Source organism: Faecalibacterium longum, from assembly GCF_040094125.1.
GTDB classification, from domain to species: domain Bacteria; phylum Bacillota; class Clostridia; order Oscillospirales; family Ruminococcaceae; genus Faecalibacterium; species Faecalibacterium longum.
This window is the reverse complement of record NZ_JBBNIH010000156.1, coordinates 1-7,411: the sequence shown is the minus strand read 5'-3', so window position 1 is coordinate 7,411 and position 7,411 is coordinate 1. Positions and strand designations below refer to the sequence as shown.

At 53.9% G+C, this 7,411-nt stretch carries 4 protein-coding genes; all 4 read right to left on the bottom strand.

Annotation, left to right across the window (positions count from 1 at the left end):
• A partial coding sequence (locus AAAU26_RS09860; RefSeq protein WP_489705583.1) for a DEAD/DEAH box helicase family protein occupies window positions 1-5,972 on the bottom strand: 5,972 nt, incomplete at its 3' end.
• A gap of 116 nt (window positions 5,973-6,088) precedes the next feature.
• A complete protein-coding gene (locus AAAU26_RS09850) occupies window positions 6,089-6,523 on the bottom strand; it encodes a zinc ribbon domain-containing protein (RefSeq protein ID WP_227619400.1) in 435 nt (144 codons plus the stop codon).
• Between the two features lie 271 nt (window positions 6,524-6,794).
• Window positions 6,795-6,998: a transposon-transfer assisting family protein gene (locus AAAU26_RS09845; protein WP_097773944.1), complete on the bottom strand. Its 204-nt coding sequence runs from the start codon at window positions 6,996-6,998 to the stop codon at window positions 6,795-6,797.
• On the bottom strand, window positions 6,988-7,411 hold a 424-nt coding region (locus tag AAAU26_RS09840; protein ID WP_349181039.1), incomplete at its 5' end, for a YodL domain-containing protein. The genes AAAU26_RS09840 and AAAU26_RS09845, both read right to left, overlap by 11 nt.

Genomic DNA, 7,411 nt, shown 5'->3' with positions numbered 1-7,411 from the left:
TCCTTGAACATGGACATCAGTTCCGGGAGGTTGAAGAACTTGGCAAATCTCGTTCTCGCCCGATAGCCTGTACCTTCCGGCGCAAGCTCGATTGCAGTGGTGGTCTCTCCAAAAGTGGATGCCCAGCAGTCGAAGTGGGTCAGCTTTTTCTGCTGCAAGGTGCTGTACTGCAAATACCGCATGACCGTGTACAACTCGGTCATGGAATTGCTCACGGGCGTGCCCGTGGCGAACACCACGCCCCGCCCGCCGGTGATCTCATCCAGATAGCGACACTTGCCGAACATATCGCTGGATTTCTGCGCTTCGCTGGTGGATAATCCTGCGACATTCCGCATTTTTGTGGTCAAAAAGAGGTTCTTGTAAAAATGGCTCTCGTCCACAAAAAGCCTGTCAACGCCCAGTTGTTCAAAGGTAATTACATCGTCTTTACGCTCATCGGAGCGCAGTTTTTCCAGCTTGGTTTCCAGCGTTTTCCGGGTCTTTTCCATCTGCTTGATGGAGAAATTCTCACCTGCATGGGCTTTCAGTTCGTTGATGGCGGCAAGCGTTTCATCAATTTGCTCCTGAATGATGCGCTCCTGCCGTTCAAAGGACAGCGGGATGCGCTCAAATTGCGAATGGCCGATGATGACGGCATCGTAGTCGCCGGTGGCGATGCGGGCGCAGAATTTTTTGCGGTTGGCAGTTTCAAAGTCCTTGCGCCGTGCCACCAAGAGTTTGGCGTTAGGATAGAGATTCAGAAACTCCGATGCCCATTGCTCCGTCAAATGGTTGGGCACTACAAAAAGACTTTTCTGGCACAGCCCCAGCCGTTTTGCTTCCATAGCGGATGCCGCCATTTCGTAGGTTTTGCCTGCGCCAACTTCGTGTGCAAGCAACGTATTACCGCCATAAAGCACATGAGCAATGGCGTTGCGCTGGTGTTCCCGGAGAGTGATCTCCGGGTTCATGCCGACGAAATGGATGTGGGAGCCATCGTATTCACGGGGGCGGGTGGAGTTAAACAGCTCGTTGTACTGCTTCACCAGCGCAATGCGCCGCTGGGGGTCCTGCCAGCCCCAGTTCGCAAAAGCGTCCTTGATGACCTGCTGTTTCTGCTGCGCCAGCATGGTCTCCCGCTTGTTCAGCACACGCTTGGGTTTGCCATCAGCATCCTCGATGGTGTCGTAGATGCGGACATCTTTCAGGTTCAGGGTTTCTTCCAGAATCTTGTAGGCATTGGCACGGGATGTGCCGTAGGTCTCGGAGGAGATAATATCGCCCCGCCCGGTGGCAGTTTTACCCTCCACACGCCACTCTGCGGTATACGGAGAATATCTCACCTTGACTGCATGACGCAGATAGTAGGGGATCTGGAAAGTCTCGGTCATAAATTTTTGAATGATTTCAGGCGCAAGCCATGTGGCACCCAGCCGCACATCAATTTCAGATGCTTCCAGTTCTCTGGGCTGTGCCTTAATCAGCGCATCCACATTGACCGCAAATTCCGGGTTGGTTTCGGCGGCGAACTGCGCCATTCGCAGCTTTGCCCGTACATCGCCGGACAGGTACTCGTCTGCCATCTGCCACCCCGCTTCCGGATCGGCAGGGTCGGCACTGGGGTCTTTGAAGATCACACCGGACAGTTCGGTGGTAATGCGCCCGTACTCACCGGGAGTGCCCAGCAGCTCTGCCATATAGGGCAAATCCACCTTGCCGCGTTCCCCGATGGACACTGCCAGCGCTTCACTGGGGGTATCCACGCTGGTGACGGTGCGCTCCGGGCGGATGGTGCGCTTGGTGAACATCGCCGCCTTGGATTTGAGCTGCCCCTGCTCGTCCAGATTTTCCAGCGAACACAGCAGATAGTAGGAGGAATCCTGCTCAAACAGCCGCCCGTTTTTGCGGTCGTTCAGCAGACCGTATTTTGCGGTAAAAGCATCGTAGGCGGTGTTCAAACGCTCCTGTGTTGCCTTGATGTCCTCGTCCGGGTAATCGTTCAACTGCTGTTCGATCAGCTCGTTGACGATCTGCCGCAGTTCCACCATGCCGGTGACGCGCCCCTTGGCGGTGTCAGACAGCTCCACCTGCGTCATCACGGAATTTTCCCGGTAGAACACTTCGCCGTCCACCACCGTGTAGGAGAAGTTTTTCACGTCCGGGTCAGCCGGGAGAATGTGCTTCTCGTTTTCGACATCCGCAATATCTGGTGTTTCTACCTCAACTTCGGTGTATTGCCCCTCAATATGCTGTACCGCTTCTGCAAGCTGGTCGGCAAGGCTGGTGCCCTCGATAGGTGCAACGGTCAATTCCTCTCGTCCGTACTGGGTGCTTTCGGTGGTCAGCTCGCCCAGAACCATTTCCGGGTGATCTACAAAATACTGGTTGATGGCAAAGCCATCCTCGGTCTTGCCAAGCTGCACCCAGTCCGGCTCAATATCCGCAGGGCGGTCACGCTTCTGCAAAAAGATAATATCGCTGACAACATCCGTACCAGCGTTAGCACGGAACGCATTATTCGGCAGACGGATCGCACCCAGCAAATCGGCACGTTCTGCCATGTGCTTGCGGGCGGTGCTGTCCTTGCTGTCCATGGTGTAACGGCTGGTGACGAACGCCACGACACCGCCCGGTCGCACTTGGTCGATAGCTTTGGCGAAAAAGTAGTTGTGGATGGAGAACCCCAGCTTGTTGTACGCCTTATCGTTGACTTTGTACTGACCAAAGGGCACGTTGCCCACCGCCAAATCGTAGAAATCACGGCGGTCGGTGGTCTCAAAGCCGGCAACAGTAATGTCAGCCTGCGGATACAGCATCTTGGCAATGCGCCCGGTGATGCTGTCCAGTTCTACACCATACAGGCGGCTGCTCTGCATAGAATCTGGTAACATACCAAAAAAGTTGCCCACGCCCATAGACGGTTCCAAGATGTTTCCCGACTGGAAGCCCATCTTCTCGACCGCATCATAAATAGAGCGAATCACCACCGGAGAGGTGTAGTGAGCATTCAGAGTGCTGGAACGGGCGGCGGCATACTCGTCCTCGGAGAGCAGTCCTTTCAACTCTGCATATTCCTTTGCCCAACTATCTTTGCCGGGGTCAAAGGCATCTGCCAAACCGCCCCAGCCTACATACTGGGAAAGAACCCGCTGTTCCTCAGCGGTGGCACCACGGTGCTCCTCCTCCAGCTTGAACAGGGTACGGATGGCTTCGATGTTCCGGGCGAATTTCTGTTTGGGGCCTCCGACACCCAAATCATCATCCGTGATGTGGAAGTTCCCGGCAGGTTCTGGCGCAGGTTCAGCATTCAGGGCTTCATCCAAGGTTGCGGCATCCGGGAAGGTCTGCACCTTTCTGTCCATCACGGCAGAAATGGGTAGCGCATCCAGTTCTTCGTCAGTCAGTTCCGGCGTGACCTGCCGCAGACCGTCCTCGAATTGTTGCTTATTGATAACTTCGTTATCCCACGACTGCCCCTGTGCGCTGGTGTCGATGCGCACATCCGTTTCGCCTACATAGCCGATTTTGCCTTCGATAGTTCGGGTAGGAAGGTCAACGATAACATTGTCACCGACCTTGTAATCGGGTAGGGGGTGTTCCATCACATCCTGTTCCTGCTCGTACAACTCCCGGACAAGAGCCAGCGGTTCCTCCCGGAAAATCGGCATCCGCATTTCTGCCAGTGCCACATCCTGCAGGGTAACGCTGTCCTTATCAAAGTTTACCGTATCCACTCGGAAGGTACGCCCTTCCATGTGGATGGTAGCACCCAGCGGCAGATAATCCTCCCGGCGCAGGTACTTGGTCTGGTGATGAGTGCCGTCCTCGTTCAGCCCGGCAAGATAGACGTTCTCGCCGCACTGCCACAGCTGCTTGGCACGGTATGCCCACTGGTTGCGGGGAAAGCCGGTGACCGGGACGGTGCCCAGTGGCGTTTCCTTTTCCAGAAGCTTTCCGCCCAGAAGTTCACTGACTTTTTGCGCGTCATCTGCGTAAAACTCAAACTGTCCGTTCTGCTCAAAGCCCACCAGCGCATCCGGGTGCTGCTCCTTCAGGGCGTTGTACTCGGTAGCGGCATCCAGCGGCAACAGTGCCGGGCGTTCCTCCGCCTTACTGTGGTAGTGCTCCAGTTCCTCGTCCGTGACGCTGACCAGTTCCGAAAAATCCAGCGCCTCCAGCTCGGTTTCGGCCAGGTCCTCCAGACTTTCATACTGCCGCTCGTCTATCAGCACCTCGCCCAGATACCGCTCCACACGGTATCCCACCAGATCGACGTTGACCTGAATGGGGATCTCCTCATCCGTGGCGTTGGTGTAGGCAACGCCGATCTTGGACAAATTGGAGAAGTCCGGCTCAGAGTCGTATTCCTCCTGACAAAACTCCCGAATCAGGTTTTTGGCACGAGCAAGCTCAACATCCGGCTCTGCGTTGACAGGCGCAGGGGGCGTGTAATGCTCTTTCTCTTTGTCCGTCAGGTAACGGTCGGACTGGATCATCAGGTCGATATACTGTTCCACCTGTGCCCATTTTAAGGTGATTTTCTGGTGGTCGGGGTAATGGTCGAATTCCAGTCCCTTCCAGTCGTGGTTGACAAACCCTCTGCTGCCATCCAGATAATCGTGGGAGTGCCCACCGATACCGTACTCCTTTGCCAGAGCCTTGGCACGGAGGCTGCGGTCAGGCTGGGTCTGGTACAGTGCCATAATGCGCTGTTTACCGCCCATAAATCCTGAACCGTGCTTGCGCAGTTCGTTCTCAATTTCCGCTTGAGATAACGAAAAAGCGGAGGGCGTTTTTTCGCTCTCCGCTTGGTCGATTTTTTCAATTTGCTGGACTTCGGTGGGGATGTGGGCATCAAAGAAACTTAACTGTAAATCAATTCCATCAGCACCAGTTCCTCTGCCTGTGCCCGCAGGCTGTTCATGTGCTGCACCCATGCCATCTGATTCTGCTCCTTGTCCGGGGCGGGGGTCTGTTTCAAGAGCTGTGCTATGGTCTGCTGCATCCGGTCCTCTGCTGTTTGCTCCACCTCCATCAGGTGCGGGTACAGGCTCCCGTTCAGGAGCATCGTGTTGTACAGCACTGGGCGATGGTCTTTCAGGTACGTCCGGCGCAGCCTGCCGTACTTGCCCAGCGGCTTCCGGGGCTGGTTCAGAATCAGGTTCGGGAGCTGGTAGTCCCCGACGGTCGAGTAGGTCACGTTCCTGCTGTTCATATTCATACTGGCTCCTTTCTGCATTGCGGCGGCGAATGGTTGTTTTAACGGTGCGCTCAATTTGGCGTAAGACCTCCCGGCTCATGTCGCTGACGGCTGCGCCGAGGGCGTAGACACTATCCGGGGTAGAGAAATTGTAGATTGCCTGAAAATCGTCCTTGTCGAACCACCCGGCAGGCTCAAAGCCGCAGCGTTCCAGCAGCGTGTAGGTGACACTCATTGCTGCTGCGCTTTTGAACTGCATCTCCACTCCGGCTTCATCATAATCCATCAGCAGCGAGCCGTCAACGATGGCGCGGATGTCTCCGCCGTTGTTGTCCCAGTAATCTGCCACCAGTTTCCCGGCAACATCCGCAAGCTGCTGGCTGACACGCTCTCCGCTGATGCCGTAGGTCTTGCTCAGCATCTCCGAAACCGGCTGTTTCAGATCGTCGTTAAACTGCCACACCTCCGGGTCACGGGAATTGCGGCGCACCCCGGTGTCGCTCACATCAAAGACATAGTGCAGACGCGGCACACTGCTGGACTGGTCTAACAGTGCGATGCCCTTGGAGCCGCGCCGGACATAGCGGTTCATGCGATTGTTCCAGATGTCGAAGCTGGCGCAGGCAGTGGAATCAGGCCGCTGGGCGTAGATCATCAGCTGGTCTGCAAAGGGGTACTTGTACAGCCGGGATGCAGTGGTCAAATAGTTCGTCCAGCTTTCCCAGTACCGGGTTAAGCCATTCGCCGTGCGCTGGGCAAGGGCGAGATATTCTTCGGTTTTGCTTGGCATAGCGTTCCTCCTTTTTCGGATTTTAGGGTAAAAAAATAGCGGACAGCTATCGGCGCTGTCCGCAGGGGGATACTGTAAGCGATTTGTAGTTTGGCAAACTGGAATTTCTTGCCGTTTTACTTCCAATGCTTTAGTGTAGCTAGAGATTCCATATGTGCTCTGACTTGCTCAGCAGACCAATTCTCATTTGCCATATGTTCTACACAAAAATCAATAAGCTGTTCTTTGCTTCCGTATGTGAATTGACCATCACTGTAACACCATTTACAGTAATCTTCATTGAATTCGCCATCGGGTTCTTTGCTAAGTGTTTCATCGTCAAGAGGCATTCCGCAGCATTGGCAAATAAGCTGTCTCGGAGTTCCTAACAATGTATTGATAGACACATCGAACAATTTTGAAAGCTGTTTTAAGGTTTCTGTATTTGGAATCGTTTCACCAGTTTCCCAACGAGAAACTGCCTGACGAGTAACAAATACCTTTTCAGCCAGTTCTTCCTGAGAGAGATTATTTTTATTTCTCAGACTTAGTATCACATCTTTTGTTTCCATTTATATCACCACCTTGACATAATTATAATGATTTGCACCGGCAAACACAAGCAACCGGCTGTTGCCTTAAATCTGCGAAAATTTTATTTCAGCTTTCAAACTATAGTGCAATCTTTTTCATCGGTGGCTTCATCAAGCCCCTCGTTTTGGATTTCAAAGCCTTATGGAATGATCCACTTTCTTCATACATATGGACACCATCATAACTTCCGAATGCAAACCACCCATCTGCGCGAAAGAGCCTATGTACGCCGCCCGCAGGCGGCAAAAATCAGTCCAGTGGAAATTCCAGTTCGGCAAACTCAGCATCGGTCAGCAGTTTCAACTTTTCGATAACCCCCTCCGACAGTTCCCGCAGGGCGGTTTCATCGGGCATCAGATAGCACTGCATCAGCCGCAACTCGTGTACCAGCCCCAGCCGGGTGCCGGTGTTGTAGAGCATCATCAGGGTCAATTCCTCGTGGTCAAAGTTCATGTTCAGCCCTCGCTTTCCGGCATCCAGTTGGGTTGCACTCCGGGGCATCGCACTTCTCCTTGAGGTTTTGCAGAACAGAAGAGTGCTCCGGCTTTTTATCCAGAAACCCCGGCAGCTCCTTGAAGCCGATGCTGTCCACATAATGCACAGACACTTTGCCATTGCGTTTGAGTGCGATCACATCGCTGACCGACAGGCTGTGCCCCTCAAAATCCTGCGGACGGGAGAGGTTGAACATCTGAAATAGTTCTTCCAAAATCTCGTTGTTCGGCACATCCTGCCACATGGCGGGCAGATCAGCATAGTAGGTGACCTCGTAATGCTCCGGGTCTGGCATTTTGCCCCGACGATGCAGTTCCCGCATGGAAGCAAATCTTTCATCGAGGATTTTTTCGTCATGCCGCAGCTGCATC